Genomic DNA, 26,256 nt, shown 5'->3' on the forward strand with positions numbered 1-26,256 from the left:
AAGGACGGATCTGGCCGCCTGGGCGGCCAGCCTGCGACTTCGATCAAGCGGGCGGAACTAGATCGCCGTCCTGAGCGTGGTACTTCCCGGTCTAGCGATCGACCCTGGTCGCTTCCCCATGATCCCGTGCGGTTCCGGTAGCCCTGGCTACCAGAATCATTCGGGATCATGGCGGACCCCAACCCCGGCCACCGCGGCGGCCGGCCACCGGATGCGGCGCAGCCGCTCGCCCTGCCCCGCGCCTCGGCGCGGGCAGTGCGCCGCGGAGCGGCGCATTGGGGTGCGGGTGAGAATCCCCGCCGGGCCCCGGCGCGGCAGCGGTGGGGGGAATTACAGCTCAGCCGGCGCCGTAGCAGACGAAGCCGGCGCTGCTGTAGCGGGCGTCGCCGTCGGTGGCGAGCTGGGCGGCGGCGAGGGCGGCGGCCTCGGTGCAGCCGGAGCCGAGGCGCTTGTGGAAGTCGGTCATCAGCGCGCGGGTGGCCTCGTCGTCGACCGGGCCGGTGCTCGCCACCACGGTGCGGGTGCCGAGCTGGAGCAGGGTGCTGGTCAGGCCGAGCAGCTCCTCCCCGGGGTGCACGGCGGACAGGCCGGTGTCGCACCCGGACAGCACCAGGGTGCCGGGCGGGCGGTCGAGGGCCGAGAGGTCGTACATCGTGAGCGGGCCGTCGGCGAGCAGGAGCGCGGAGAAAAGGGCGTTGTCCGTGCGGAACTGGCCGTGGCAGGCGATGTGGCCCAGCGAGGCGCCGTCCAGGGCGCGCAGCACGTCGCCGACGAGGGCGCGGTCGCCGGCGAGCAGGGTCGCGCCAGGTGTACCGGCGGCGATCCCCGTCACCTCGCGCAGCGCCTGCGGCGGGTCGGCGGCGCCGACGAACACCGAGGGGCCGGCGGGGCGGGGGGTGCGCTGCGCCCGCCACCAGGTCGCGGCGGAGGGCGTGACGCGGACGGCGCGGCCGCGGCAGCGGGGCAGCAGGGACCAGGACAGCGCCTGCAGGTGGCCGGTCGGGGCGAGGACCAGGTCGCGGTCGCCGATGAGGTCGTCGAGCGGGGCGAGCAGCATGCGGTCGAGGTCGGCCGCGGCGTGGTCGGCGGCGAGGGTCGCGGCGCCGCGGTGGCCGCGGCCGGCGACGAGGCGGCGCTGGGCGAAGCGCAGGCCGTGCAGCTCGTCGAGGACCGGCTGGACGGGGCCGAGCGGGCGGTGCGTGACCCGGCCGCCGGCGAGCACGAGGGCGTGCAGGCTCGCGTCGACGGCGAGCAGGTCGACGAGCGCGAGGTCGCCGAGGGCCGCGGCGAGCACGTCGAGGGGCGGGCCGGCGGCGGTCGCCTCCTCGGTGCCGTGCGCCTGCCAGGAGCGGCGGCGCACCTGCTCCTCCAGGTCACGCTGGCGCTGCAGGAGCCGGCCGGTGTGCGCGGCGCCGATCGGGGCGGCGGCGAGGTCGGCGTGGACGCTGCGCAGGCGGGCCAGGTCGCGGGCGATCACGGGGTCGCCGCTGGGCCGGGCGGGTGGGAGCCAGAGCGCCGCGGCCCGGCACCGCTGCGACCATTGCAGGATCTGCTCCGCGGGCTCGTGCGCGACCGCGAGGCGCAGCCGGAACGCGGCGAGGTCGGCGACCGTGCCGCCGCTGCGGACGCGCAGCTCGGTGGCGCCGAGGCTGGCCCGGTGCGCCTCGAACTCGCGCAGCCCGGCGTCGGCGCAGCGGGCCGCGGCGGTGACGTCGCCGTCGGCGAGGTGCGCGACCGCTCGCAGGTGCCACCAGCGGGCGCGCAGCACGGCCGGGCCGCGCCGGGCGACGACGGCGGCCCGTTCCAGGCAGGCGGCGGCGCCGGCTCGGTCGTCGAGAGCGAGGGCGAGCTGAGCGGCGTCGAGCCACGACTCGCAGCCGGGCAGCAGCCAGCCGGCGGCGGTGAGCTCCGCCGCCACCTCCTGGACCGCGCGCAGCGTGCCGCGGTGCGCCCGGCCGGAGGCGATGACCGCGCCCAGCTCGACGGCGCGGGCACGGGCGGCGGGCAGGAGGCGGCGCTGCGCGGTGAAGGCACGCCGCGCGGAGCGGGCCGCGTCGCGGGCCTCCTCGGCGTTGCCGCGGGCCAGCACGACCCGGGCGAGCAGGAGGGCCGCCTCGCCGCGGGCGGTGTCGAGGCGGCCGCGGCGGCAGGTGTCGACGGCGTCCTGGGCCGCCTGCTGCGCCTCCGGGAGCAGCCGGGCGGAGCGCAGCAGCTCCGCGAGGTCGAGCAGGGCGACGGCGTGCGGGCCGGCTTCCCGGGTGAGCACCGCGCGGGCCTGCTCGTAGCGGGCGAGGGCCAGCGGGACGTCACCGACCTGCGCGGCGACGAACCCGAGGTTGTGCTGCACCTGCGCGGCGGCCGCGGGCAGGTCCAGCTCGGCGTAGATCGCGGCGGCGGCGTCCAGGTCGGCGGCGGCGAGGCGGTGGCTGCCGTGGTAGCCGTGCAGGATGCCCCGGTTGTTGAGCGCCCGGGCCTGCCAGAGCCGGTCGCCGGCGCGCCGGAACACCCGTAGCGCCGCGCGGTAGCCGGCCATCGCGTCGTCGTCGTGGCCGAGCCTGCGCAGGATCAGCGCCCGCTGCATCACCGCCCGGCCACGGCGCAGCCCGCGCAGGCTGTACAGGGCGACGTCGATCTCCCGGACGGCGGCCGCGGGGCGGCCCAGGTCGTCCAGGACCAGCGCCAGGCTCATCCGCGCCTCGGCCGCCAGGGTCATCCGGTTGTGCCGCACCGCGACCCGCAGCGCGGCGCGCAGGTGCCGGGCCGCGGTCTGCGCGTCCTCGCCGGCCCGGGCGGCGAGCCCCAGCGCCCGGTGCGCCACCGACGTCGCGTCCGGGTCCTTCGCCCGCCGGGCCGCGGCGAGGGCGGCGACGGCCAGGACAGCGGCGTGCTCGGGATCGGCGGCGACCGCCTCGACGGCCCGCGTCGCCAACGCCAGGGCAGAAGGCGGCGCCGGTGTCGGGCCGGATAGCGGCGGCTTCACAACCGACGATCCTGCCATCGACAGGAACTGTCGGGTACCCGACGTATCGGCGGTGTCACTCGAACGTCACGTTGGACATGACTGACTTCGAAGACGGATCCGTGGACCCGACCCGGCGGCTCGAGCGGTGGCGGCAGCGGCGCGCGGCGCACCTGGCCGGCCTGCGCTGGCTCGGCACGGAGGTCACCGGCGGCCAGCCGGTGCGGTACGTCAGCGGCGAGCTGCTCGTCGTCGACGAGCACTACGACGACGCCCGGCGGGTTGTGGAGGGGCTCGGGCACCGCGCCGCGGACGTGGCGACGGACGAGCCGGTGCCCGGCGTGCGCCGGCTGCGGGCCCCCGGTCTCGACGCGATCAAGGCGACCCGCCGGACCCGTGAGCGCGCGTCCGACGGCACGGTCGCCGGGCCCAACCACGTGCTGCTCGCCTCCCCGTACGAGCAGGGCGGGCCGTTCGGGCGCCCGGTCGCGGCGGCGGCCGCCTCGATCGACGCGGCCCCCGCTGCCGCCGGCGCCGCCCGGGTCGTGGTCATGGACACCGGCGTGTGGGCCGACAGCCCGCTGCCGGCCAGCCGGTACCGGGTCGGCCAGAGCGACCACGAGACCGAGGTCGACGTCGACCGGGACAACGTCATCGACTCCGACGTCGGGCACGCCAACTTCATCGCCGGGGTGATCCTGCAGGGCACCCGGCGGGCGCAGGTCCGCATCGTCAAGGTGCTCGACACGTTCGGCGTCGGCACCGAGCTGGAGCTGGCGCTGCGGATCGCCGCCCTCACCGACACCGACGTGCTGAACCTGTCGCTCGGCTCGTACACCGTGGACGGCCAGCCGCCGGTGCTGCTGCGCTGGGCGCTCAACCGCTTCCTGGTCGGCCGCGACCGGGTCGTGGTCGCCGCCGCCGGCAACGACGGGGTCACCGACCGGCCGTTCTGGCCCGCCGGGTTCGCCGGCGCGGACGTGCCGTGGCGGCAGCAGATCGTCGCGGTCGCCGCGCACGACGGCGACGCGCTGTGCGGGTGGAGCAACAGCGGCCCGTGGGTGACCGTGGCCGCGCCGGGCGCCGACGTCGTCAGCACGTACATCCACCACCCGGACTTCGGCACCGGCTGGGCCACCTGGAGCGGCACGTCGTTCGCCACCCCGCACGTGGTCGCGCTGATCGTGGAGCGCGCCGCATCGACCGGAAGCGTGCTTTCGGCGACCAAGGAGGTGACGTCGGAATCGACACGATCAATTGGCGGGTACGCTGCTGTGCTGTGACGGCATTCGATCCGACCATCGCCCTGATCGAGGCCGCGGACGGCGATCAGCGGGCCTGGGACGCGCTCGTGGCCCGCTACTCGGGACTCGTCTGGGCGGTCGCGCGCGGCTTCCGGTTCAACGAGGCCGACGCGAGCGACGTGTTCCAGGCGACCTGGTTCCGACTGGTCGAGAAGCTGGGTCAGATCCGCGACGGCGCCGGGCTCGGGTCATGGCTCGCCACGACCGCCCGCAACGAGGCGATCGACATGATCCGCAGGCGCGGCCGGGAGTCCCCCGCCGACGTCGCGGAGCACCTCGGCCGGGCGCCGTCCACGACGGACCTGCCGGAGGAGGAGGCCCTGCGCGCGGAGGAGCAGCGGCTGCTGTGGCAGGCGGTGGACCGGATGCCCGACCGGTGCGCGCGGCTGCTGCGGGCGATGGGCGCGCACCCGGCGCCGAGCTACGCGGAGCTGGGCGCCGCGCTGGACATGCCGGTCGGCAGCATCGGCCCGACCCGGGCCCGCTGCCTGGAGACGTTACGCGGCCTGCTCACGGGCGAGCCGTACCCCGGCGCGGCGACGCCCCGGAGACACCACGGACCGACGGTGAAGGGAGGCACACATGACGCAACCACCCGCGGGTGACGAGTTGGGCGAGGCGGTGACGCGGCTGTACGTCGACACCGACCCCGTCCCGGCGAGGCTGCTGCAGGCGGCTTCGGCCGGCCTGGCCTGGCGCGACCCGGACGCGGCGCTGGCCGCCCTGCTGCTGGACAGCGCCGTCGCGGGCGCCCCCGCCGGAGTGCGCGCCGGCCCGGCGGACAGCGACGCGGACGACCCGCGGCTGCTGAGCTTCGACAGCGGCGGCACGGTCATCGACGTCGAGGTCGTCGTCGACGGCGGCCGGGTGCGGCTCGTCGGGCAGGCCAGCCACCCGGTCGAGGCCCCGGTGCGGGTCCGTCACGCCGGCGGCGAGTGGACCGGCACGACCGACCGGCTCGGCCGTTTCTCGGTGCGCGACCTGCCGGTCGGCCCGCTGCGCATCTGGTGGGGGCCGGCCGGCCCGGAGACCACCCAGGTCTGCACCGCCACGTTCCTCACCTGACCCCCTCAGGTGCGGTGAGGAACGCGGCGGTGCCGCCGCGACCAGACCTGGGTTGGACTGGGTGCCCCCGCCGCCGTAGCAGTCCCATCTGCAGGACGGTGCCGTCGGCGGTGCCCTGCGCGTCGACGTCGACGCACCCCGGAGGTGGTGATCGTGAAGCCGCGATCGGTGGCGCGCCGCCCGGGAGTTCGTCCCTGCGGCGCGCCGCGATCTCACGAAACTTCACGACGCCCCGGGACGGACGCCTCAGGCGTTGGACTTCGGCAGGCCGGGCGGGTTCACCTGCGAGGTCTGCACGGCCTCGGTGTCGAGGTTGTACGCGGCGAGCCACTGCTGGTACTGGCCGTTGGCGATCAGGTAGTTGATCGCCTCGGCGATGGGCTTGGCCAGCTGGCTGTCCTTCTTCGTGGTGGCCGCGATCAGGCCCTGCAGGGTCTCACCGGCGCCGGAGTACACGCCCGCGTTGCGGACGGCGTCGGCGGTGCCCTTGGTCCGGCTGATCTGGTAGGCGACGCCGGGGTTCGGGCCGAAGTAGGCGTCGATCTGCCCGGAGACGAGCGCCTTGAAGGTGGTGGGGGTGTCGGCGAAGTACTTGATGTCGAGGGTCTTGCCCTCGGCCTTCAGCTTCTCCTGCCACGCGACCAGGATCTTCTCCTGGTTGGTGCCGGCGCCGACGGCGACCTTGAGGCCGGCGAGCTTCTTGTAGTCCTTGTCGAAGGTCCAGGCGTTGCCGTCCTTCACCGCGAAGCCCAGGTTGTCCTGCCGGTACGAGGCGAAGTCGTACTTCTCCTTGCGCTGCTCGGTGTCGGTGATGTTCGAGAAGCCGACCTCGGTCTTGCCCGAGTCGATGCCGACGAACAGGTTGTCCCACGTGGCGTTGTTGATCTCGGGCGTGAGGCCGAGCACGGCGGCGACGAGGCGGCCGAGGTCCGGCTCGGCGCCGGTGAGGGTCTTGTCGTCGTCGCCGACGAACGCGAGCGGCGGGAAGCCGGTCGGCAGCGCGCCGAGCCCGATGGTCAGCTTGCCGTCGGCCTTGATCGCGGCCGGGACCAGGTCGGCGATCGCCTGCTGCTTCTCGACCTTCAGCTCGGTCACCTTGCCGATGTCCTTCGCCTGCGCGCCGATCGTCACCGTGCCGCTCGCGGCGGCGGCGGTGCCGGCGTTGGCCTCGTCCTCGCTGCCGCAGGCGGCGAGGCTCGCGGTGAGCGTCACGGCGACGGCCGCGAACGCGAACGCCCTGCGGGATGGTCTGACGGTGCGCATGGTTCTCCTTAATATTCAGAGGACTTTGGCGAGGAACTCGCGGGTGCGGGGCTGCTGCGGCGCGGTGAGCACCTGGGCCGGCGGCCCCTGCTCGACGATCACGCCGTCGTCGATGAACACCACGGTGTCGGCGACCTCGCGGGCGAACCCGATCTCGTGGGTGACGATGATCAGCGTGGTGCCGCTGTCGGCGAGCTGCCGGATGACCGAAAGCACCTCGCCGACCAGTTCGGGGTCGAGCGCGGACGTCGGCTCGTCGAAGAGCAGCAGGTTCGGTTCGAGGGCCAGCGCCCGGGCGATCGCGACGCGCTGCTGCTGCCCGCCGGACAGCCGCCGCGGGTACGCGTCGCCACGGTCGCCGAGGCCGACCTTGGCCAGCAGCTCCGTGGCCCGCTCGTAGGCGGCGGGCCGGGCGAGCCGCTTGTGCGCGATGAGCGGCTCGGCGACGTTGTCCCGCGCGGTGAGGTTGGGGAACAGGTTGAAGCTCTGCGCCACGAAGCCGATCCGGGTGCGCTGGCGCCGCACGGCGCGCGGGGACAGCTCGTGCAGCCGGGCGCCGCGGGCCTCGACCCCGATCAGCTCGCCGTGCACCGCGACGTAGCCGTGGTCGGGCTGCTCGAGGTGGTTGATGGTGCGCAGCAGCGTCGACTTGCCCGAGCCGGACGGGCCGAGGATCGCCACGACCTCGCCGGGCCGGACGGTCAGGTCGACGCCGCGCAGCACCTCCCGGGTGCCGAACGACTTGTGCACGTTGCGGATCTCCAGTGCCGCGGCCGTGTCGAGGGTGGCCGTCATCAGAAGCCTCTCCGGGTCAGGCGGACGTAGGACGAGACGGTGAAGCGGCGCAGCCGCTGCAGCGGGGTCGGCGGCAGCGCGCGGACGGTGCCCCGGGCGTAGAACCGCTCGACGTAGAACTGCACGATCGACAGGGCGGCGGTGATGACGAGGTACCAGACGGCGCCGACGATGAGGATCGGCACGAGCGACTCGGGGTGCCGTGACTCCAGCACGAACACCGCGCCGAACAGGTCCAGCAGCGAGACGTAGTAGACCAGCGAGCTGGCCTTCACCAGGCCGACGAGCTGGTTGCCGTAGGCGGGCACGATCGAGCGCAGCGCCTGCGGCAGCACGACCCGGCGCAGCTGCCGCGCCTTGGACAGGCCGAGCGCGTTGGCGGCCTCGATCTGCCCGGGCTCGACCGACAGGATGCCGCCGCGGATCACCTCGGCCGCGTACGCCGCCTCGTTGAGGCTCAGCGCGATGACGCCGATCACGAGCGGTGTGAGGCTGGCCGTCCGCACCTCGGCGAAGACCGGCCCGAAGGGCACGCCGACGCCCAGCCGCGGGTAGAAGTACGAGAAGTTGAAGGTGATGATCAGCAGCAGCGGCAGGGGCAGCGCACGGAAGAACCACACGTACGCCCACGACAGGCCGTTGACCAGCGGGTTCGTCGACAGCCGGCCGAGCGCGACGAGCACGCCGAGGAGCAGCCCGGCCAGCGCGCTGAGCGCCACGACCTTCAGGGTGACCACGACGCCGTCGAGGATCGACTCGCGGGTGAAGTACGCCCAGAACTTGTGCCACTCGTAGCGGGGGTTGGTGAAGACACCGACGACGACCTGGGTGAGCACCACCAGCACGACGGCGCTGACGAACCAGCGCCAGGGGCGCGGCCGCGGGGTGACCCTGCGCCGCGCCGCCTGCGGGTCGAACCGGACGGGCGGGGTGTTGATCGGTGGACCGGCGGGTGCGGCTTCGAGGGTTGCGGGCTCGCTCATGCGCGCGCTCCATCAGGGTGCGACGACACCGCCCACGACGAGGGGGGCGTGGGCGGATCGGGTTGCGGATCGGGCTTGCCAGCAACCTAAAAGAGACGCGAATAAGTTGTCAATCCCTATCGGAAAACTAGTATTTACACATGGCGCAGGACACATCCGTGGCGCGTGGAGACGCCGCTACGGCAGGGGCAGCCAGGCGAGGACGTCGCGGATCTTGTCGTCCCAGTGGGACCACTCGTGCGTGCCGGCGCTGAACCGCGACGTGAGCGGGGCGCCGCGGGCCGCGCAGGCGTCACGGAAGCGCACGTTGCCGGGGTAGAGGGCGTCCTCGGTGCCGCACCACTGGAACAGCGGCGGCGGATCGGCGACCTTGTCCAGCAGCGCGAACAGGTCGTTGTCGCCGCCGTCGAACGGGGCGTCGCCGAAGACCCGCCGCCACATGAGCGGGTCGACCTCCGAGGTCATCGTGCGCATCCGGTCGCCGAGGTCCAGGACGCCGGAGAGGCTGGCGGCGGCGCCGAAGCGGTCGGGGTGGCGCAGGGCGAGCTTGAACGCGCCGTAGCCGCCCATCGACAGGCCCGCGACGAAGTTCTCCGACGGGTCGGCGGACAGCCGGAAGAAGCCGCGGGCGATCGCGGGCAGTTCCTCGGCGACGAACGTCCAGTACGGCCGGCCCCACACCTCGTCGGCGTAGAAGCTGCGCTGCACCTGCGGCATGACGACGGCGATGCCGAGCTCCGCCACGTACCGCTCGATCGAGGTCCGCCGGGTCCAGATGGTGTCGTCGTCGCTCAGTCCGTGCAGCAGGTAGAGGGTCGGCACGTCGCCGTCGCGCCCGCTGCCACCCATGCCGACCTGCCCGGACGTGCGCTGCGGCAGCACGACCGTCATCGATGTACTGAAGCCGAGGACGTCGGAGAAGAAATCACACCGCACAAGGGCCATGCCCCTTACCCTAGACAGCACTTATGGTGGTCAGGTGGACCGCCGCGCCAACGCCGCCCTCGCCGCGTTGTCGGTGGCGACATTCACCTTCGTCACCGTCGAGGTGATGCCGATAGGGCTGCTCACGGTGATCGCCGACGACCTGGGGCGCACCCGGGCCGAGGCCGGCCTCCTGCTGACCGGATATGCGGCGGTCGTGCTCGTGCTGTCGGTGCCGATGGCCGTGCTGACCCGGCGGCTGCCGCGCCGGCTGCTGCTGGGGGCGGCGCTCGGGGTGTCGGCGGCGGCGACGGCGGTGTCCGGGGTCGCGCAGGGGTACGCGATGCTGCTCGGGGCGCGGCTCGTCGTCGGCATGACGCAGGCGCTGTTCTGGTCGATCGTGGCGTCGACGGCCACCGCCATGTTCCCGCCGTCGCGGCGCGGGCGCACCGTGGCCCGGCTGTCGATCGGGGCGTCCCTCGCGCCGGTGCTCGGGGTGCCGCTGGGCACGTGGCTCGGGCAGCAGCTCGGCTGGCGGGCCGCGTTCGGGGTGATGGCCGTCATCGGCGCGGCGACCTGCGTGGCGGTCGTGACGCTGCTGCCCGGCGCGCTGCCCTCGGGCGCCGCCTCGGCCCGCGGCGCCGCCCCCGACCTGCGGCGCTACCTGCTGCTGCTGCTCGTCACGTCGCTCGGGGTCGCGGGGGCGATGACCGCGCAGACCTACATCACGCCGTTCCTGCTGGACGTGGCGCGTTTCGACGCGTCGTCGCTCGGCCCGCTGCTGCTGGTCTCCGGCGTCGGTGGCGTCGTCGGGACGCTCGCCGTCGGCCGCTTCCTCGACCGGTACCCGTGGCCGGCGCTCGCGGTGCCGATGTCGCTGCTGTGCGCGGCCTCGGTCGTGCTGTACGCCGGCGGCGCCGTGCAACCCCTCGTGGTCGTCGCGCTCGCCACGTCCGGCGGCGCGTACGCGGCGTTCGCGGCCGCGGTGCAGAACCGGGCGCTGCAGGTCGCCCCCGGCAGCACCGACATGGCGTCGGCCGGCAGCAGCTCCGCGTTCAACATCGGCATCTCCGCCGGGTCGTTCGTCGGCGGCCTGATCATCGAGGGCGCCGGCCCGCGGTCCGTCGCGCTCGCCGCGGCCGTCCTCATCGCCGCCGCCCTCTCGGCGCTCCTGCTCGACCCGCTGCTGTCCGCGGCCGTCCCGCCGCCGTCCGGGCGCTCCGCGCCGAAGCAGCGCGACGCCGCGCAGCACGCCGCCGCAGGTGGCGAAAAGTCCGGCAATCCGAACGCCTGACCCGCTGTCGGATCTCCTACATTCGCCGCGGGAACACCCCGGCGAAGATACCTTTCCGAATCGCCAGCACGGCGTTCAGCAGCGCGAACAGTGGTGCTGGAATCCACGCGTACAAATGCGGAAACGGCGGAAAGACACCACCGCCGGATGGCTGGGCTCGCCTACGATCGGGCTGGTTCGGGCAGATGTTCCATTCAGACCGGTGAGGGAGGCAGGGACGTGGCGGACGAGCATGCCGCGACCGTCCGCACCACACCCGCCGAGAAGCGAGCGCTGGCGCGCCGGCTCCGCGACGCCGGCACCCACCGCGCCTACGCGGCCTGCAACACCCTCACCGGCCCGCTCACCACCCCCGCCGGCCCCCACTTGCCGGTCGTGTACCGGAACACGGCCCGGCCGGCGCAGCGGTTCATGCTCAGCGTCCTCATCTCGCTCAACCTCCTGACCGCGATCGTCTTCATCGGCTGGCTCGCGCTGCCCCGGCACGTCCCGGGCGCGATGACCGGCGAGCTGTCCGGCACCGTGATCGTGGCGCGGGTCGCGTTCTGCTTCGTGCTCCTCGTGGAGCTGGTGCGCCTGCTGCAGAACCTGGCCGTGTGGGTGTTCGCGTGGAAGGCCGCCGACCCGGTGCCGATGGTGCCGGAGCCCGGGCTGCGCATCGCGATGCTCACCACGATCGTGCCGGCGAAGGAGCCGATCGACGTCGTCGAGCGGTCCCTCAAGGCGATGCAGCGGGTGCGGTACCCGGGGCACGTCGACATCTGGATCCTGGACGAGGGCAACGACCCGCGGGTGAAGGCGATGGCGAAGAAGCTCGGGGTCAAGCATTTCAGCCGCCGCGGCCGGCCCGAGTTCAACCAGCCCGACGGGCCGTTCCGCGCGAAGACCAAGGCCGGCAACCACAACGCGTGGCGCTTCACCCACGAGCACGTCTACGACGTGGTCGCGCAGATGGACCCCGACCACGTGCCGCTGCCGAGCTTCCTGGAGCGCACCGTCGGCTACTTCCGCGACCCCGACGTCGCGTTCGTCGTCGCCCCGCAGGTCTACGGCAACATGTACGGCGGCTGGGTCGTGCACGGCGCGTCGGTGCAGCAGTACCTCTTCAGCGGCCTGATCGAGCGCGGCGGCAACGGGCTCGGCGCGCCGCTGCTCATCGGCACCAACCACCTCTACAGGCCGCTGGCGTGGGCGCTGATCGACGGGTACCAGGACAGCATCATCGAGGACCATCTCACCTCGATGGTCGTGATGGGCGCGAAGAACCCGCTGACCGACCGGCGCTGGAAGGGCGTCTACACCCCCGACGTGATCGCGGTCGGCGAGGGCCCGACGACCTGGACCGACTACTTCAACCAGCAGAAGCGCTGGGCGTACGGGGTCTGGGAGATCCTGCTGCGCTCCCGGCCGCACGTCAGGAAGCTGAGCGCCGCGCAGCGGCTCTGCTACGGCCTCGTGCAGTCCTACTACCCGAGCGTCGCGCTGTCCGCGGTGTCCGGCACGATCGCGACCGCCGCCTATCTGGCGTTCGGCATCGGCGCGATGCGGGTCGAGTGGCAGCTGTGGCTGATCCTGTGGTCGGCGAGCATGGGCAGCTGGGCGCTGCTGTGGCTGTGGCTGCGCCGGTTCAACCTGGCCGAGCACGAGCGTCGCGAGCTGGGCGTGCACGGGATGCTGCTCGCGTTGTTCGCGGTCCCGGTGTACGTGGTGGCCGGCGTCGCCGCGCTGCTGCGCCGCCCCCTGGCGTACGCGGTGACCGCGAAGGGGCGCCTCGCGTCCGCGGACGGCCCGGCGTCGTTCCGGCTGCACCTGGCGTGGGCTGGGTTGTCGGCGGCGCTGCTCGGGGTGAGCCTGTGGCTCGGGCACCACTCCGACGCGCTGCGGTTCTGGTCGGGGCTCAGCATCGTCGCCGGGCTCTGCCCGCCGCTGATCGCGTGGGTCTCCTGGCTGCGCGACCGGCGTCTCGTCGCGCAGGACACGGATCCCACGACGCAGACCGGCCCGCTGGTCATGACGGTGCGCGGCAAGGCCGCCGTGGTCCGCGAGTCGCTCACCACCACCTCGACGATCCGGCTGTCGGACCTGCCGCAGGTGCCCGGCCTCTCCGTCACGCGGGGGCCGGTGTGATCACACTGCCCCGGATCATGCTCGCCGCGCTGCTGCTCGTCGGCGGCTACACGTTCGTGGTCGCGCCCGCCGTCGCCGCCTCGTCCGGCCCCGCGGTGCTGTGGGGGACCCGTCATGCGGAGCCTCGTCCGACCTTCTCCGGCGGGCCGGGCGTCCCCTTCCCGCCGGCCGGGAAGGCGTTCTTCGGCGTGTTCACCTCCCGCGGGCCGGCGGACCTCACCGAGTACGACGGGTTCGTCGCCGCCGCCGGGAAGCAGCCGCAGGTGATGATGTTCGCGCAGGGCTGGGCGGGGGCGAAGACGTTCGACCGGCAGCCGTTCGACCGGATCGTGAACCGGGGCATGCTGCCGATCCTCGCGTGGGAGCCGTGGAACTTCCGCTCCGCGCCCAAGCAGGACGCCTCCCGCGGCGACCAGCCCGACTACCGGCTGTCCCGCATCACCGGCGGCGCGTACGACTCCTACATCAGAGCCTGGGCTCTTGGCGTGAAGGGCCTCGGGTATCCCGTCGCGATCCGGTTCGCGCACGAGATGAACGGCTACTGGTACCCGTGGTGCGAGTCCGCCAACGGCAACCGCAAGGGCGACTACGTCGCGGCGTGGCGGCACGTGCACGACCTCTTCGAGGCCGCCGGCGCCGGCAACGTCATCTGGGTGTGGAGCCCGAACGTCGCCTACGACGGCTCGACGCCGCTGCAGCAGCTGTACCCCGGCGACGACTACGTCGACTGGGTCGGCCTGTCCGGCTACTACGGCACCGGCGGGCTCGAGCAGTACCAGACCTTCGACCAGATCTACCGCAAGACCCTCGCCTCGGTCGCGACGATCTCGAAGCGGCCGGTCGTCGTCACGGAGGTCGCCGCCACCGACGCCGCCGGACGCAAGGCGGAGTGGATCACCGACCTGCTCCGGTCGCTGCCGAAGCACCCGGAGATCATCGGGTTCCTCTGGTACGAGGCGGTCAAGGAGACCGACTGGCGCATCGCGGCGACCCCGGCGGCGTCGAAGGCGTTCGCGGCCGGGATCGCGCAGCCGTACTTCACCGCGTCGTACACCCCCGGCATGGTGCCGACCGTCGCCCGTCGTCCTGGGGGTACATCATGATCGTCGGCATCGACCTCGGCACCTCCAACACCGTCGCGGTGATCCGCTCCCCCGACGGCCGGCGCCGCCCCGTCCTCTTCGACGGCGCGCCGCTGATGCCGTCCGCGGTGTTCCTGCAGGACAACGGGCAGCTCGCGGTCGGCCGCGACGCGCAGCGCCTCGCCCAGCTCGACCCGGCCCGCTACGAGCCCAACCCGAAGCGCCGCATCGACGAGCCGACGGTCCTGCTCGGCAACACCGAGGTCCCGACCCGGGAGATGCTCGCCGCGGTGCTGCGGGCCGTCGCGGCCGGCGTCGCCGAGGTCACCCGCACCCCGCCGCCGGTCGTGCTCACGTACCCGGCGTCGTGGGCGCACACCCGCAGGACGCTGCTGCAGGAGGCCGCGTCGCTCGCCGGCTGGCCGCAGGTCAGCCTGGTGCCCGAGCCGGTCGCCGCGGCCCGCTACTTCATCAGCGCCCTCAACCACCCGCTCCCCCGCGGCGCCTCGATGGTCGTCTACGACTTCGGCGGCGGCACCGTCGACATCGCCGTCGTCCGCCACTCCCCCGAAGGCTTCACCGTCATCGGCGCGGGCGGCCTGGAGGACGTCGGCGGCCTCGACCTCGACGCGGCCCTGGTCGAGCACGTCGGCGGCCTGCTGCGCCGCTCCGACCCCATGGCGTGGCAGCGCCTGCACCGGCCGCACACCGCGCAGGACCGCCGCGACCGGCGCCTCTTCTGGGATGACGTCCGCGGCGCGAAGGAGATGCTGTCGCGCACCGCGGCCGCGCCGGTCTCCGTGCCCGGCGTCGAGGCGGCGCTGCACCTCACCCGCGACGAGCTGGAGGCGCTGGTCGAGCCGACGCTGCGCCAGACCGTCGCGGAGACGGCCCGGGTCGTCGCCTCGTGCCGGCTCGCCCCGGACCAGCTCGCCGGCATCATGCTCACCGGCGGCTCGTCGCGGGTGCCGCTCGTCGCGCGGATGCTGCACCGCTCGCTCGGCGTCGTGCCGACCGTCCTCGAGCAGCCGGAGCTCCCGGTCGCCGAGGGCGCCGTCATCCACCCCGCGGAGCTGTCGGCGGCCCCCGCGACGGGCACCGCCTCCGTCGCCGTCCCCCAGCAGACGGGATACCAGACCCAGGGCTACCCGGCGCAGCAGCTGACGGGCACCACCACCGGCGTGTACGGCACCCCGGCCCACGTCTCTCCGGCCCCCGTCGCCCCCGTCTCGGGCGTGCCCGTCTCAGGTCAGCCGGTGTCCGCCGTGCCGGTCTCGGCCGCCCCGATGTCCGGTGCCCCGGTCTCGGGGCCGCCGGTCTCGGATCCGCCGGTCTCGGGGCCGCCCGTCTCGGGGCCGACCGTCTCGGGGCCGACCGTCTCGGGGCCGACCGTCTCCGGGTCACCGCTGCCCGCTCCCGCGCCTCCCGGCCGGCGCCGCCTGGCACTGGTCGCGGCCGCCGTCGCCGTGCTCCTGCTCGTCGCCGGTGCCGCCGCATGGTGGCTGACCAGGCCGGATCCGCTCGGCTCGTGGGAGACCCTGCCGGACGTGCCGACCGCGACCGGCGATGGTCCCGTCGGCATCGAGGGTGCCGCCGCGGCGTTCCTCGACGGGAAGCTGTACGTCATCGGTGGCTTCACCGCCGACAACCCACGCACGCAGCTCGACACCGTCTGGGTGTTCGACACCGCGACCAAGACGTGGGAGGCGGGGCCGCGGCTGCGGGAGCCGGTGAGCCAGACGGCGGCGGTGGTGACGCCCTCCGGCGAGCTGTTCATCATCGGCGGCTGGACGGCGGCCGGCGCGACCCCGAAGGTCTACGCTCTCGACCTCCTCACCGGGGAGTGGGTGGCGTCCGGCGCGCTGCCGGCGCCCCGGCAGGCGGGCGTCGCGGTCTTCGACGGCAAGGGCATCGTCTACGCGGGCGGCAAGGACAGCAGCGGGCAGCCCACGGCCACGATCTACGAGATGCGACCCACCCAGGCCGGCTGGGACACCTCGGCAGCGTCGCTGCGCCAGCCGCGGGAGAAGCTGGCCGGGGCGAGCGACGGGGCCGGCACCTCATGGTTCATCGGCGGCAACGGCACCGCGGGAACGACCGGCGACATCGACGTCCTCGTCGAACGCAAGCTCGCCGACAACCATCCGAAGCTGCCCCAGCCGCGGGAGGGCGCCTCCGCCGTGATGCTCGAAGGCTTCGGGCTGTGCGTGCTCGGCGGCAACGACGGCGACAAGGTCTTCCAATGGTGGTGCCTCAAGGACGGCGTCGCGGAGCGGCTGCCCGAGCTCGCCGTCCCGCGCGCGGGCATGGCGGTCACCACGAGCCGGAACACCGTCTACGCGGTCGGCGGGTACAACACCGCCAAGAACTCCCACGGCACCAGGGACGCGGAGCGCTTCACGGCGCGGGAGTCCTAGACGACGGCGCCGACCTGCTTGACGTGGCGCAGGGCGGGGGCGGTCTCGACGCGCTCGATGCCGGGCAGCGGGCCGATGCGGCGGGTGAGGTAGTCGTACAGGCCGGCCATGTCGGGGCAGATGACGGTGGCGACGAGGTTGGTGGCGCCGGTGGTGGCCGCGGCGAAGACGACCTCCGGGTGGGTGGCCAGGGCGCGGCCGGCGGCCTCAAGGTGGGCGGGTGCCACGGCCATCCAGAGCAGGATCCTCGCCTTGAACCCGAACAGGGCCGGGTCGACCTCCACGTCGAAGAACAGCGCGCCGGTGCGCAGGAGGTGGTCGAGGCGGCGCCGCACCGTGGACTCCGACCAGCCGGTGGCGGCGGCGAGCTCCGGCAGGCCGGTGCGGCCGTCGCGGGCGAGGGCGGCGACGAGCGGCCGGTCGGTGTCGAGCAGGACGGCCTCGCCTGAAGGCGCCGGGGGCCGCACGGCCGCGGCCTGCGACGGGGTGAGCGCGTTGGGGCCGGCGGCGTCGACCGCCCCGCCGGCGAAGTCGTGGATCAGGCAGTGCGCGCGGACCGAAACGATCCGCGGGGTGCTCGGCAGCTTCTGCAGCAGCAGCGCCTCCCGGTCGGCGGTGCCGGGGTTCTGCACGATGCAGGTCACCTCGGTGCCGCCGGACGCGATCGTCACCCACGTCGTGTCGGGCCGGCGGGCGAGGGCCTCGGCGATCGCCGACGCGCCGCCGGGGGTGCTCTGCACGCGGATCATCCACTTGTCGTAGCCGAGGCGGACACCGTTGGGCAGGCCGACGACCCGCACCCCGGCCTCCGCGCGCAGCCGCCGGAACCTGCGGGCGACCGTCTGGTCGGAGACGCCGAGCACCTCGGCGATGCGGCTGAAGCCGGCCCGCCCGTCGACCCGCAACGCGTCCACGATCTGCCGGTCGAGCATGTCGATTTCCACCACCGCAGCCTAGTGGGTGTCGAAATCCGTCGGATCCGCCGCCGTGGCTTCGTACAGTGGCCAAATCCACCGCAGAGTCGTCGGCATGCGGAAATGGTCTCCCCTGCTTGCCGTGTGCATCGGCACGTTCATGCTGCTCGTCGACGTCACGATCGTGACCGTGGCGCTGCCGGCCGTCGCCGGCGATCTGCACGCCTCGCTCGACGGGCTGCAGTGGGTCCTCGACGGGTACGCGCTCGCCCTCGCGGCCCTGCTGCTCGGCGCGGGCGCCCTCGCGGACCGGCACGGCCGGCGCCGGGTGTACCTGGCGGGCACGGTGGTCTTCGCCGCCGCGTCGCTGCTGTGCGCGGTCGCGAACAGCGCCGGGCTGCTCGTCGCCGCGCGGTTCCTGCAGGGCGCCGGCGGGGCCGCGATGTTCGCGACCACCGTGGCGCTGCTCAGCGTCACGTACAGCGGCAAGGACCGCGGCATCGCCTTCGGCGTCTGGGGCGCGGTCAACGGCGCCGCCGCGGCGGCCGGGCCGATCGCCGGCGGGCTGCTCACCGAGCACTTCGGCTGGCGCTGGATCTTCCTGGTCAACCTGCCCGTCAGCCTTCTCGCCGTGTGGTTCACCGTCCGTGGCGTCACCGAGTCGAAGGGCCGCCCAGGCACCCGGTTCGACCTGCCGGGCACCGTCGCGTTCACGCTCAGCGCCGCGGCGGTGACGTTCGCGCTCATCCGCGGCGGAGAGGCGGGGTGGACCGCGCCGTCGACCCTGGCCGCGTTCGGGATCTCCGCGTCGGCGTTGGCGGCCTTCGTACTGATCGAGCGCGCGACCGAGCAGCCGATGCTGGACCTGCGGCTGTTCCGCAGCGCCTCGTTCAGCACGCTGATGGTCGCGGCGGTGCTGGTGCAGGCGGCGGCGTTCGCGTACCTGCCGTTCGTGACCGTCTGGCTGCAGGAGTTCCTCCACAAGGGCCCGATCGACGCGGGGCTGCTCGGCGCGCTGCCGATGAGCGTCGCGTCGTTCGTGGTGGCGGCGCTGGGCGGCCGGCTGCTGCAGCGGATCGCGCCGCGCTGGACGGTCGGCGTCGGCCTGCTGCTCATCGCCGCCGGCGACCTGCTGCAGGCGCGCCTCACCGCGTCGAGCCCGGCGACGGCGCTCATCCCGGGCCTTGTGGTGGCGGGCGTCGGCGTCGCGGCCGTGCTGCCGGTCCTGTCCTCGGCCGCCCTCTCCGCCGCCCCACCTGAGCGCAGCGGCATGGCCGGCGGGGCGGTGAACACGTTCCGCCAGCTCGGGTTCGCCCTCGGCGTGGCGGTCTTCGGCGCCGTGTTCAGCCACCGGCTCGCCACCCACCGCGACCCCCGCGCCGGCGTGGCGGACGCGCTCGACCAGACCCTGCTCGTCGCGGGCGGCCTGGCGCTGCTCGCCGGCGTGCTGGTCCTCCTCCTCGTCCGCCGCTCCGCCATTCCCGGGCCTTCGGCCGGCCGGCCGGCCATGCCCGCCGCGGCCACGGCCGGCGGCCACTGACCCACGACCTGTGCGCGGGTGCGCCGGGCCACCCGCGGACAGCTCCCGGCGCAAGCGGTCGCCCACCACCGGGGTTGGTGGGCGTCGCTGTGCGGTCAGCCGGCTTCGCGGCGGGCGAGCGCGGTCGAGGGGGAGGCAGGCTCGGTGGGAGTGGCGGTCATGCCCTTGCGCACGGCCTCCAGCAGGGCGGTGCCCTGGGCGGCGAGGGAGGCGACGACGCTGTTGAGACCCTCGGCACCGTCGAGGACGGTGAGGTTGGCGCCCCGCAGGCCCTCCGCGGCGGCGCGGAGCAGGTCCGGCAGCTGCTCGATCATCATCTGGTCGAGGGCGATGCGGCCCTGCGCGGCGGCGGCCTCCGCGGACAGCTTCGTGGCGTCGGCGTCGGCGCGGGCCAGGGTGCGGATCCGTTCGGCCTCGGCCTCCGCGGGCCGGATGACCTCGGCGACGAGCTCTGCCTGGCGCAGCTCGGCGCGCTTCTCGGCGACGATGGCCTGCTCGACGAGGACGTGCTGCTGGGCCTGGGCGGCGGCGAGCGGGCCGGCCTGCGCGGCGGTCTGCTGGGCCTGATCGATCTCGGCCTGGTAGCGGGCCTGGGCGATGGCGGTCTGCCGGGCGTACTCGGCCTGGTTGCGCCTGCTCTCCTGCTGCGCCATCGCGCTGGCCTGGTCGGCGACGGCCTGGGCGATGTTGGCCTCCTGGTTGACCCGCGCCTGGTGCGGGGCCGCGAGGGCCTTGATGTAGCCGACGCCCTTGTCGTGGATGCTGCTGATCTGCAGCGAGTCGATGTCCAGGCCGATGCGGGCCATCTCGGTCTTGCTGGCGTCGACGATCGCGTCGGCCAGGGTCTGCTGCTCGCGGATGATCGCCTCGACGGTCATGCTGCCGATGATGCTGCGCAGGTGCCCGCTGAAGATCCGGCCGACCAGGACGGGCATCTGTGACTGGTCGCCCTGGAAGCGGCGGGCCGCGGCCGCGATCGACTCGTGGTCGTCGCCGACCTTGAAGGCGATGACGGCCTGGACGTGCAGGGTGAGGCCCTGCTGGGTGTAACAGTCCTCCTCGACCTCGGCCTCCTGCATGGCCAGGGTCAGCCGGGACGCCTTGGCGAAGATCGGGACGACGAACGCGCCGTGCCCGGTGACGATCTTGAACGGCAGCGCATCGGCCCCCCGCTGCTTCCGGCCGCTGATCAGCAGCGCTTCGTTGGGGGCGGGCACACGGTAACCGAACATGGTGGCCTCTCTCAGCCAGGGGTGGTGTGGTCACCGGGCATCGACGACCACGGTTCGACGTCGACCTGACGCGCGCCGCGGAAGTGGATGACGAGCACGTGAGCGCCGGCCGGCAGCGGCTGGGCGGCGTAGGCCAGATAGTGGTGCGGCACGCCCTGGACCACGACCCGGATCTCCCCGGGCCGGTCTCCCCCGCGGACCGCGGTGACCACCACGCCGACCTTGCCGACCAGCGACTGACCGCGCACCGGCTGCTCCCAACCCCGTCGACCGCTCCGCGCCCATCGCGCGTCGTGACGTGTGCGATCCAGATTGTGCTCCTGTCGCACCACCCCGTGTGGCCCGCCGACGTGTGTCCTACGGAACACCGACGGGGTGGCACCCGCACACGGCAGGCACCACCCCGTCGGCCCTGGTCACGCCCTGGTCAGGCCCTGGTCAGGCTCTGGTCAGGCTCTGGTCAGGCTCTGGTCAGGCCTTGCGGAGCCAGAAGGTGAGGCCGAGCGAGTCGTCGGTGAAGGGCACCGCACCGGGCCAGGCCGGCTCGCCCTCGGTGCACGCCGTGGCGAGGACGTCGTCGGTGACGAGGTCGCGGTGCTCGGCGAGGGCGAGCGCGGTGTCGTCGCGGGTGGTGGTGTACGCCAGCTCGATGCGGTCCACGACCTCCAGGCCGCTGCTCTTGCGGGCCTCCTGGACCTGCCGTACGGCGTCGCGGGCCAGGCCGGCCCGCTCCAGCTCCGGGGTGAGCCGCAGGTCCAGGGCGAGGGTCGCGCCGGCGTCGGCGGCGACGGTCCAGCCCTCGCGCGGTGTCTCGGTGATGAAGACCTCGTCCGGCGTCAGCTCGACGGGTGCGCCGTCGACGACCACGGTCGCCGAGCCGGCGGACCGCAGCGCATCCCGCAGCGCCAGGGCGTCCGCGGCGGCGATCGCCTTCGCCACGTCCTGGACGCCCTTGCCGAAGCGCTTGCCGAGGGCGCGGAAGTTGGCCTTGGCGGTGGCGTCGACGAGCGACGAGCCGGCCGCGTCGACCGGCACGATCGAGCCGACGTTGAGCTCCGCCGCGATCTCCGCGAGCAGGTCGGCGGGCAGCTGGTCGAAGCCGGCCGCGGAGGCGAGGGCCCGCGACAGCGGCTGGCGGACACGGATGCCGGAGTCGGCGCGGGCCGCGCGGCCCAGCTCGACGAGCCGGCGGGCGAGCCCCATCCGCTCCGACAGCGCGGGGTCGATCAGCTCCGCGGCGACCGACGGGTACGCGGCGAGGTGCACCGACGGCGGCGCGCCGGGGGAAACGGGCACCACCACGTCCTGCCAGACCCGCTCGGTGATGAACGGGACGATCGGGGCGAGCAGCAGCGTCACCGTCGACACGACCTCGTGCAGGGTGGCGAGGGCCGCGGGGTCGCCGCGCCAGAACCGGCGGCGGCTGCGGCGCACGTACCAGTTGGAGAGGTCGTCGACGAACGCGGCGAGGAGCTTGCCGGTCTCGTGGGTGTCGAAGGTGTCCATCGCGGCGTCGACCCGGCCGACCAGGGTGTGCAGCTCGGACAGCACCCAGCGGTCCATGACGGGCCGGTCGGCGGGGGCCGGGTCCGACGGCGACGGGGTCCAGCCGGCGGTGCGCCCGTACAGCGCCTGGAACGCGACGGTGTTCCAGTACGTCAGCAGGGTCTTGCGCACGACCTCCTGCAGCGTCGTGTGCCCCACCCGCCGCGCGGACCACGGCGAGCCGACCGCGGCCATGAACCAGCGCACCGCGTCGGCGCCGTGCTGGTCCAGCAGCGGGATCGGCTCCAGGATGTTGCCGAGGTGCTTGGACATCTTCCGGCCATCCTCGGCGAGGATGTGGCCGAGGCAGACGACGTTCTCGTAGGAGGAGCGCCCGAAGACGAGCGTGCTGACGGCCATCAGCGTGTAGAACCAGCCGCGGGTCTGGTCGATCGCCTCGGAGATGAACTGCGCCGGGAAGCGCCTCTCGAACAGGTCGGCGTTGCGGTACGGGTAGCCGAACTGCGCGAACGGCATCGCCCCCGAGTCGTACCAGGCGTCGATGACGTCCGGGACACGGGTCGCGGTCTCGCCGCAGTGGCAGGCGAACGTGACCTCGTCGATGAACGGCCGGTGCGGGTCGAGGTCCGCCAGGTCACGACCCGCCAGCTCACTCAATGAGGCCAGCGAGCCGACGCAGGTCAGGTGGTCGGCGGGGCAGCGCCAGATGGGCAGCGGCGTCCCCCAGTACCGCTGCCGCGACAGCGCCCAGTCGACGTTGTTGACCAGCCAGTCCCCGTAGCGGCCGTGCTTGACGCTCGCCGGCTGCCAGTTGGTGCGCTCGTTCTCCCGCAGCAGGTCGTCGCGGACGGCGGTGGTCCGCACGTACCAGGAGGGCTGCGCGTAGTAGATGAGCGCCGTGTGGCAGCGCCAGCAGTGCGGATAGCTGTGCTCGTACGGCACGTGCCGGAACAGCAGCCCCCGCTCGCGGAGGTCGTCGACGAGCGGACCGTTCGCGGTGCGGAAGAACATGCCGCCGACCAGGTCCAGCTGCGGCTCGAACGTGCCGTCGCGGCGCACCGGGTTGACCATCGGCAGGCCGTACGCGCGGCAGGAGGCGAGGTCGTCTGCGCCGAACGCCGGCGACTGGTGCACGAGGCCCGTGCCGCTGTCGGTGGTCACGTAGGACGCGAGGATCACGATGTGCGCGTCGGGCACCTCGACCAGGTCGAACGGCGGCCGGTAGGTCCACCGTTCGAGGTCCTTGCCGAGGTACGACTCGCCGGTGAGCGTCCAGGCGTCGGGGCCGTACTCCCCCAGGACGGCCGCGACGAGAGGCTCGGCGAGCAGGACCTGCTCGGTGCCGTCGGTCGCGACGACGTACGTGACGTCCGGGTTGACCGCGACCGCGGTGTTGGACACGAGGGTCCACGGCGTCGTCGTCCACACCAGCAGCGACACGCGGCCCGCGAGGGGGCCGGAGGTGAGCGGGAACCGCACGAACACCGACGGGTCGACGTCGGTCTCGTACCCCTGGGCGAGCTCGTGGTCCGACAGCGCGGTCTGGTCGCGCGGGCACCACGGCGCGACCCGGAAGTCCTCGACGAGCAGCCCCTTGTCGAAGATCTGCTTGAGCGACCACCAGACCGACTCGATGTACGGCGGGTCCATGGTGCGGTACGCGTCGTCCATGTCGACCCAGTAGCCCATGCGGTGGGTCAGCTCGGCGAACGCGTCGGTGTGCCGGGTCACCGACTCGCGGCACTTCGCGTTGAACGCGGCGATGCCGTAGTCCTCGATGTCGTGCTTGCCGGTGAAGCCGAGCTCCTTCTCCACCGCCAGCTCGACCGGCAGGCCGTGGCAGTCCCAGCCGGCCTTGCGCTCGACGTGGTAGCCCTTCATCGTCCGGTACCGCGGGAAGACGTCCTTGAAGACCCGCGCCTCGATGTGGTGGGCGCCGGGCATCCCGTTGGCGGTCGGCGGCCCCTCGTAGAACACCCATTCGGGACGGCCGCGGGACTGCTCGAGGCTGCGGGCGAAAATGCCGTCACGCTGCCAGAACCGCAGCACGTCGTGGTCGAGGGCGGGCAGGTCAACCTGCGCGGGCACGGGCCGGTACATGTCAGGGCATCCTACCGGCCGGGTCCGCTCAGCTCCGCGCGGGCGCTGCCGATGTGCCACCGGAATGATCGAGCAGAAGCCACCGGAATGATCGAGCAGAAGACACCGGTGTCATCGTCGCGGCGGTCGCCGCCTGCCTGCTCGCCGAGGTGCTGTGGACGGCGCTGTTCGCGTCCGGGGTGCCGGTGCCCGAGACGCTTGCGTTGCTGACGGTCCCCGTGGCGCTCGGCCTGGCCGCGCTCGTCGCCCGCGCCGCCGCCCGGGCGCCGGGGCTCCCCGCGGCGGGCCGCCGGTTCTGGCGGCTCATGACCGCCTCACCGACTGCGGCGCGGCCGTGCCGAGGTCCCTCAGCCAGGTCGCCTGCGGCACCTCGGCTACCGGTTCGGTCAGGGTTACCTGTACGCGCGGCCACTCCCACCGCACGAGGTGGCCGCAATGTCCGCTCCCGCGCTCGCCGGCCGCCAACCATCGATATGATCTCCGTCAATCTTGATTGGAGGCGGTCGTGGTTTCCTACATCCAGGTCTCCTTCCAGGGTGACGGTGCCGGCGTCGGCGGGCTCGCCTGGGGTCAGCAGCAGGTGTGGCGGGCGATCGTGGAGGTCGGCACCTCCATGAGCATGGGCGGGGCAGTGCCGGTCACCGACGGCCGCGGCGTCGAGGACATCGCTTGCGAGCTGCGGTTCCTCATGGGCCGCTACGCGGCGCTGCGCTCCCGGCTGGTCTTCACCGAGCCCTGGCACGCCACCTCGGTCGACGCCTGCCACCTGGTCCAGCAGGAGATCGTGGCGGAGGGCACGGCGGTGCTGGAGGTGCACGACGCCGGACCGGACGAGGACCCCGCCGAGATCGCCGGCGCCCTGTTCGCGGAGTGGAAGGCGCGCAACTTCGACTACGAGCACGAGTGGCCGATCCGGGAGGCCGTGGTGCGCCGGGACGGCACCGTCACGCACGTGGTCGTGCAGGTCAGCCACCTCGTCGCCGACGGCAGCGCGCTCGGGACGATGATCCGTTCACTGTTCTCGCGGGAGTCGCCGTACACGGCGATGCGCCCCCTCGACCTCGTCGCGGCGCAGCGCTCGTCGTCCCGGACGACGGACGCCGCGATGCGCTACTGGGAGGCGGCCCTGCGCCCGCTGCCGCCGCGGCGCCTGCCCGCCGCCGTGGACCGTGGTGAGCCCCGGTGGCGGCAGGTCGTGTGGCGTTCGACCGCACTGCTGCTGGCCTCACAGCGGGCCGCCGCGCTGCTCGGCACCGACACCGGTTCGGTGCTGCTCGCCGCGTACGCCGTGGCCTGCAACGAGGTGACGGGGCAGGCGGCACCGTTCGCCACGCAGGTCATCGTCAGCAACCGCTTCCGGCCCGGCCTCGCCGACGTCATCAGCCCGCTCGCGCAGAACGGGCTCGCCGTCCTGGACGTCAGCGGGGTCCCGGCGGGTGAGGCGGTCGACCGGGCCCGCCGCGCCTTCCTGAACGCATCGAAGCACGCCTACTACGACCCGGCGGCGCGGCTGGCCCTCTTCGACCGGCTCGGCGGCGTCGACCTCGCGGTGTTCTACAACGACCGGCGGGTCGGCATCCTCGAGGCGCAAGGTGCCCCGTCCGAGGTGCCGACCGCGGCGGACATCGAGGCGGCGCTGCCGCTCACGGCACTGGTGTCGGAGCGGCCGCTGCCGTTCTTCAACGAGCAGCTGATGGTGAACGTCGACGACGTCGTGGACACCATGCAGCTCACCGTCGAGGTCGACACGCACCACCTGGCGATCTCAGACCTGCATCGCCTGCTGCTCGCGATGGAGCGCTTCGCCGTCGCCCTGGGGCAGGCAGCTTCAGACCAGGCAGCTTCAGACCAGGCGGGTTCGGGTCAGGCGGCCTTGGGTCAGGCGGTCGCCTCGACGTAGATGCTCTCGTCGTTGCGCAGGACCTGGTCGAGGTCGGCGACGTCCTGGCGGGCGCCTTCGCGGTAGGAGCGCACCGCGATGCCCTCCGGGTCGAAGCCGGCCGTGGTCAGCACGTACTGGAGCTCCTCGAGGTCGTAGATCCAGCGGTGGCCGTACACGTAGAACAGCTGGTTGAACATGAACGCGCCACGCGGCGGCATCTTCGGCGCGACCCCGGTCAGTGCCCGGTCGACCCGGCGGCGGTGCTTGCCGAAGAAGCCGTCGCCGTTGACGTAGCTCTGCGCGTAGATCTTCAGGTCGGGCGTGGTGATCCGGACGAACCCGCCCGGCTTGAGCACCCGCTTGACCTCCTTCAGCCACGCGATGCCGACCTTCATCGACACGTGCTCGATGAGGTGCTCCGCGTACACCCAGTCCACGGCGTCGTCGACGATCGGCAGCGGCTGGGAGATGTCCAGCTCCGCGAAGTACGCCGAGCCGTCGACCCGGTAGATGTTCCCCCGCTCGGAGGTGAGCTCCGGACTGCTGACCGACACCAGGTCGGTGCCGAGCGCCTGCGGGTGGTCGGTCTTGAACGCGGCGAACTCGATGCCGGTGATGCCCAGCTGCTCCAGCTGCTCCCGGGTGATGAGGTCCGTTTTGAGCAGCAGCTCCAGCTTCTCGCACTTGCCGAGATCGGCGGTGAACGAGTCGACCACCGCCTCGATCCCCTGCGGGTCTTCCCAGTCCCAGGCTAAGGCAGCTGCATCGGTTGACATCGTCTTCGGGTCCCTCCACAGAAAAGTTGATTGATCTAAACATGTCGTGCTGTGGCCTACAAGGAGCGGAGCGTGACACCCCGTCGGGCAAGA

19 protein-coding genes are annotated in these 26,256 nt (G+C 73.2%); 9 read left to right on the plus strand and 10 right to left on the minus strand.

Going from position 1 to position 26,256, the window contains the following annotated elements; genetic code table 11:
• Positions 1 to 337 precede the first annotated feature (337 nt).
• Positions 338 to 2,980, minus strand: a complete 2,643-nt coding sequence (locus ACFY3L_RS38905) for a CHAT domain-containing protein (protein ID WP_389336254.1) — start codon at positions 2,978 to 2,980, stop codon at positions 338 to 340.
• Positions 2,981 to 3,057: 77 nt separating this feature from the next.
• Here ACFY3L_RS38905 and ACFY3L_RS38910 point away from each other — a divergent pair, with 77 nt between their 5' ends.
• From ACFY3L_RS38910 to ACFY3L_RS38920, 3 genes are read left to right on the plus strand one after another with little or no spacing between them, the layout of a single operon-like run.
• Complete coding sequence (locus tag ACFY3L_RS38910) at positions 3,058 to 4,242, plus strand: S8 family serine peptidase (protein ID WP_389336257.1); 1,185 nt, start codon at positions 3,058 to 3,060, stop codon at positions 4,240 to 4,242.
• Entirely contained in the window at positions 4,239 to 4,868 is a 630-nt protein-coding gene (locus tag ACFY3L_RS38915) for an RNA polymerase sigma factor (protein ID WP_389336260.1), read from the plus strand. Before ACFY3L_RS38910 ends, ACFY3L_RS38915 begins: the two co-directional genes overlap by 4 nt.
• Positions 4,846 to 5,328, plus strand: a complete 483-nt coding sequence (locus ACFY3L_RS38920) for a hypothetical protein (RefSeq protein WP_389336263.1) — start codon at positions 4,846 to 4,848, stop codon at positions 5,326 to 5,328. Before ACFY3L_RS38915 ends, ACFY3L_RS38920 begins: the two co-directional genes overlap by 23 nt.
• Positions 5,329 to 5,574: 246 nt before the next feature.
• On the opposite strand, the gene ACFY3L_RS38925 is transcribed toward ACFY3L_RS38920, so the two are convergent.
• From ACFY3L_RS38925 to ACFY3L_RS38940, 4 genes are all read right to left on the minus strand, one after another.
• Positions 5,575 to 6,591: an ABC transporter substrate-binding protein gene (locus tag ACFY3L_RS38925; RefSeq protein WP_389336266.1), complete on the minus strand. Its 1,017-nt coding sequence runs from the start codon at positions 6,589 to 6,591 to the stop codon at positions 5,575 to 5,577.
• A 15-nt stretch (positions 6,592 to 6,606) separates the two neighbouring features.
• Positions 6,607 to 7,386 (minus strand): amino acid ABC transporter ATP-binding protein, encoded by a 780-nt coding sequence (locus tag ACFY3L_RS38930; protein WP_389336269.1) that lies wholly within the window; start codon positions 7,384 to 7,386, stop codon positions 6,607 to 6,609.
• A complete protein-coding gene (locus tag ACFY3L_RS38935) occupies positions 7,386 to 8,369 on the minus strand; it encodes an amino acid ABC transporter permease (protein ID WP_389336272.1) in 984 nt (327 codons plus the stop codon). Before ACFY3L_RS38935 ends, ACFY3L_RS38930 begins: the two co-directional genes overlap by 1 nt.
• Before the next feature lie 177 nt (positions 8,370 to 8,546).
• Positions 8,547 to 9,314, minus strand: a complete 768-nt coding sequence (locus tag ACFY3L_RS38940) for an alpha/beta hydrolase (RefSeq protein ID WP_389336275.1) — start codon at positions 9,312 to 9,314, stop codon at positions 8,547 to 8,549.
• A gap of 34 nt (positions 9,315 to 9,348) precedes the next feature.
• Here ACFY3L_RS38940 and ACFY3L_RS38945 point away from each other — a divergent pair, with 34 nt between their 5' ends.
• The 4 genes from ACFY3L_RS38945 to ACFY3L_RS38960 all read left to right on the plus strand — a co-directional run bounded on the left by ACFY3L_RS38945 (position 9,349) and on the right by ACFY3L_RS38960 (position 16,213).
• On the plus strand, positions 9,349 to 10,587 hold the full coding sequence (locus tag ACFY3L_RS38945; RefSeq protein WP_389336278.1) for an MFS transporter: 1,239 nt from the start codon (positions 9,349 to 9,351) through the stop codon (positions 10,585 to 10,587).
• A gap of 219 nt (positions 10,588 to 10,806) precedes the next feature.
• The gene (locus tag ACFY3L_RS38950) at positions 10,807 to 12,714 is read left to right on the plus strand and encodes a glycosyltransferase family 2 protein (protein WP_389336281.1); all 1,908 of its coding nucleotides are present in this window, start codon (positions 10,807 to 10,809) and stop codon (positions 12,712 to 12,714) included.
• Positions 12,711 to 13,817, plus strand: a complete 1,107-nt coding sequence (locus ACFY3L_RS38955) for a glycoside hydrolase family 26 protein (protein WP_389336284.1) — start codon at positions 12,711 to 12,713, stop codon at positions 13,815 to 13,817. Before ACFY3L_RS38950 ends, ACFY3L_RS38955 begins: the two co-directional genes overlap by 4 nt.
• Positions 13,814 to 16,213 carry an Hsp70 family protein gene (locus tag ACFY3L_RS38960; RefSeq protein WP_389336287.1) on the plus strand — a complete coding sequence of 800 codons (2,400 nt, stop codon included), beginning with the start codon at positions 13,814 to 13,816 and terminating at the stop codon, positions 16,211 to 16,213. Before ACFY3L_RS38955 ends, ACFY3L_RS38960 begins: the two co-directional genes overlap by 4 nt.
• On the opposite strand, the gene ACFY3L_RS38965 is transcribed toward ACFY3L_RS38960, so the two are convergent.
• Positions 16,210 to 17,157 carry an Lrp/AsnC family transcriptional regulator gene (locus ACFY3L_RS38965; RefSeq protein WP_389336290.1) on the minus strand — a complete coding sequence of 316 codons (948 nt, stop codon included), beginning with the start codon at positions 17,155 to 17,157 and terminating at the stop codon, positions 16,210 to 16,212. The genes ACFY3L_RS38960 and ACFY3L_RS38965 overlap by 4 nt on opposite strands.
• An 85-nt stretch (positions 17,158 to 17,242) precedes the next feature.
• Between ACFY3L_RS38965 and ACFY3L_RS38970 the strand changes: the two genes are divergently transcribed.
• Positions 17,243 to 18,667, plus strand: a complete 1,425-nt coding sequence (locus ACFY3L_RS38970) for an MFS transporter (protein ID WP_389336293.1) — start codon at positions 17,243 to 17,245, stop codon at positions 18,665 to 18,667.
• Between the two features lie 95 nt (positions 18,668 to 18,762).
• On the opposite strand, the gene ACFY3L_RS38975 is transcribed toward ACFY3L_RS38970, so the two are convergent.
• From ACFY3L_RS38975 to ileS, 3 genes are all read right to left on the minus strand, one after another.
• Positions 18,763 to 19,899, minus strand: a complete 1,137-nt coding sequence (locus tag ACFY3L_RS38975) for an SPFH domain-containing protein (protein ID WP_389336296.1) — start codon at positions 19,897 to 19,899, stop codon at positions 18,763 to 18,765.
• A gap of 11 nt (positions 19,900 to 19,910) precedes the next feature.
• On the minus strand, positions 19,911 to 20,147 hold the full coding sequence (locus ACFY3L_RS38980; RefSeq protein ID WP_389336299.1) for a hypothetical protein: 237 nt from the start codon (positions 20,145 to 20,147) through the stop codon (positions 19,911 to 19,913).
• A 223-nt stretch (positions 20,148 to 20,370) separates the two neighbouring features.
• Positions 20,371 to 23,505 (minus strand): isoleucine--tRNA ligase, encoded by a 3,135-nt coding sequence (gene ileS, locus ACFY3L_RS38985; RefSeq protein ID WP_389336302.1) that lies wholly within the window; start codon positions 23,503 to 23,505, stop codon positions 20,371 to 20,373.
• 505 nt (positions 23,506 to 24,010) lie between these two features.
• Here ileS and ACFY3L_RS38990 point away from each other — a divergent pair.
• The gene (locus tag ACFY3L_RS38990) at positions 24,011 to 25,405 is read left to right on the plus strand and encodes a condensation domain-containing protein (protein WP_389336305.1); all 1,395 of its coding nucleotides are present in this window, start codon (positions 24,011 to 24,013) and stop codon (positions 25,403 to 25,405) included.
• On the opposite strand, the gene ACFY3L_RS38995 is transcribed toward ACFY3L_RS38990, so the two are convergent.
• Positions 25,384 to 26,163 (minus strand): class I SAM-dependent methyltransferase, encoded by a 780-nt coding sequence (locus tag ACFY3L_RS38995; RefSeq protein ID WP_389336308.1) that lies wholly within the window; start codon positions 26,161 to 26,163, stop codon positions 25,384 to 25,386. The two genes, ACFY3L_RS38990 and ACFY3L_RS38995, sit on opposite strands and share 22 nt — an antisense overlap.
• Positions 26,164 to 26,256: the final 93 nt, after the last annotated feature.

It is taken from the genome of Dactylosporangium sp. NPDC000521, assembly GCF_042898305.1.
Classification (GTDB): Bacteria; Actinomycetota; Actinomycetes; order Mycobacteriales; family Micromonosporaceae; genus Dactylosporangium.

Excerpts from the sequence above, each read along its gene's own strand:
- ACFY3L_RS38910 (WP_389336257.1), top strand. The coding sequence starts at position 3,058 with ATGACTGACTTCGAAGACGGATCCGTGGACCCGACCCGGCGGCTCGAG.
- ACFY3L_RS38920 (WP_389336263.1), top strand. The coding sequence starts at position 4,846 with ATGACGCAACCACCCGCGGGTGACGAGTTGGGCGAGGCGGTGACGCGG.
- ACFY3L_RS38925 (WP_389336266.1), bottom strand. The coding sequence starts at position 6,591 with ATGCGCACCGTCAGACCATCCCGCAGGGCGTTCGCGTTCGCGGCCGTC.
- ACFY3L_RS38930 (WP_389336269.1), bottom strand. The coding sequence starts at position 7,386 with ATGACGGCCACCCTCGACACGGCCGCGGCACTGGAGATCCGCAACGTG.
- ACFY3L_RS38935 (WP_389336272.1), bottom strand. The coding sequence starts at position 8,369 with ATGAGCGAGCCCGCAACCCTCGAAGCCGCACCCGCCGGTCCACCGATC.
- ACFY3L_RS38940 (WP_389336275.1), bottom strand. The coding sequence starts at position 9,314 with ATGGCCCTTGTGCGGTGTGATTTCTTCTCCGACGTCCTCGGCTTCAGT.
- ACFY3L_RS38960 (WP_389336287.1), top strand. The coding sequence starts at position 13,814 with ATGATCGTCGGCATCGACCTCGGCACCTCCAACACCGTCGCGGTGATC.
- ACFY3L_RS38970 (WP_389336293.1), top strand. The coding sequence starts at position 17,243 with ATGCGGAAATGGTCTCCCCTGCTTGCCGTGTGCATCGGCACGTTCATG.
- ACFY3L_RS38975 (WP_389336296.1), bottom strand. The coding sequence starts at position 19,899 with ATGTTCGGTTACCGTGTGCCCGCCCCCAACGAAGCGCTGCTGATCAGC.
- ileS (WP_389336302.1), bottom strand. The coding sequence starts at position 23,505 with ATGTACCGGCCCGTGCCCGCGCAGGTTGACCTGCCCGCCCTCGACCAC.
- ACFY3L_RS38995 (WP_389336308.1), bottom strand. The coding sequence starts at position 26,163 with ATGTCAACCGATGCAGCTGCCTTAGCCTGGGACTGGGAAGACCCGCAG.